Raw genomic sequence first — 1,689 nt, forward strand, 5'->3', positions numbered from 1 at the left:
ATCCATTGGATCAGTGACTTCCTTTTTCTTTTTACAAACATCACATTCATCTTCCCAATAAGAAGCTACATGATTAAATGGGAGATGCATCCCAAATTTGCGAGCGCAATCATCGCAAATTTTCTTTACGTCTTTTACTATTCTTTCCATTCTTTTGGCCAGTTATCTAAATCTAAAACGGAATTTTTAAATGCCTTTCCGATTAGTTTGTGCGTTCCTCTGAGATCTTTTATTGTTTCCCAATTTTGAAGAGCACTAACTTCAGCATATCCATTAGGCGTCCCATTTTCGTCATAATAAACTTCTATTATGGAAAACATGCGAATATCGTCATGCGCTGCTAATTCAGGATTGCATTCTTTGAATTCTTCTTTGTATGAAAAAATCTTAGTTCCTATGCGATAATTCCATCCCATTATTCAATTGGAGTTTCTTTTGATTTAGGACCTTTTACAAGCATAATGATTAATGCAATAATAGCAAAAATATCAATCAATATAACGTTGCCAGGATTTACTGCGCCACCCGACATTCCAGCTCCAAATCCGATAGAAAAGCCAACTAAAAGAGCAATACCTATGGGTATAAGGGAGAGCCATTTCCAACCTTTGCGCCAAACAAAAATTGTGAGAATAATTTCGATAATTAACATGTTGAGATTTTTAAAAGTAAATACTAAAAAGTTGTGGCCAAAGAGGGATTCGAACCCTCGCGCCTTTCGGCACACGCTTTTGAGGCGTGCGTGTCTACCAATTCCACCATTTGGCCAAATGGGAGAGGAACTTTCCGGTATTCCTCTCCTTTTTCCCGTGGGAGCAACCCCTCAAGGTTTGGGAACCTACGTGGCTAGTCAATAGTCCGCCACAATCCGACCATGCAGTTATATTAAGGAATGCCTGCCGCATACCCCCTCGCTAACCTTTGAGGGAAAGGAACGCGTAACCCTGCGTGGGTGCTATTGTAAAATCCGAGAATTCCGAAAAGAGTATTTTTCTTTTGTATGGCCGGGCGCATCGAACTTTTTAGGCCACCGATTGCTCGGTTTTAACCCCAGGCCGACTTTGTTTTATCAGTTAAATGGATTGCTCCTCCTGAATTTATTTTCAAAGTACTATGTTCGACCGTTTCCCGATCCCAGCATCTACGAGAGACCTGATTGGACCGACACTCCTTGAGTGTTCGTGGATACCTCACGGTACCGGTACTACCTTAGGACCGTTATTGCATCGAAGTAACTCTAATACTTACTACGGATGTGAAAGAACTTGCGGTTCAAAGAGGATTCGAACCCCTATCCCACCTACTCCAAGCGTCTTCGTGATATCCCTCGAACGCTCCTCCTCAGCGGACTACTCCATCATTGAGTTTTGCTACTTATGCACTTTCACAAAAATCAACTTCAGTACTGAACCATTTAAGTTTTAGGTTACTTTATCACCACTTTGCATCCCACCACAGGCGCCAGTTTGGATCAATTTGGCCAGGAAACTTCGTCCCTTCAGCTGGTAAGGCGTCCGAACTACTAACCTTTTATGCCTGGGTGCTTGCGGTCTCGCAGTTTCACCTGCGAATTGATGCCTTGTGGATAGTCACCCAAATCCAAAATCAGAAGCTATAAGGAGTCTCGTGCTAGCTGGACTTCTATTTACACTTCCCGCCGTTTTGTGATCTTCAATTCTTTAAAGAACG

General features: G+C 42.2%; 2 protein-coding genes and 1 tRNA gene. All 3 read right to left on the bottom strand.

Annotated features, from left to right (window positions below; genetic code table 11):
* Positions 1-137: 137 nt before the first annotated feature.
* Complete coding sequence (locus NC238_01220) at positions 138-416, bottom strand: hypothetical protein (GenBank protein ID MCM1564576.1); 279 nt, start codon at positions 414-416, stop codon at positions 138-140.
* Positions 416-652, bottom strand: coding sequence for a hypothetical protein (locus tag NC238_01225; protein ID MCM1564577.1), 237 nt, complete (start codon positions 650-652; stop codon positions 416-418). The genes NC238_01220 and NC238_01225 overlap by 1 nt, the downstream gene beginning before the upstream one ends.
* Before the next feature lie 34 nt (positions 653-686).
* Positions 687-768, bottom strand: a tRNA-Leu gene (locus NC238_01230).
* Between the last annotated feature and the right edge of the window lie 921 nt (positions 769-1,689).

Source organism: Dehalobacter sp., from assembly GCA_023667845.1.
Lineage (GTDB): Bacteria > Bacillota > Desulfitobacteriia > Desulfitobacteriales > Syntrophobotulaceae > Dehalobacter.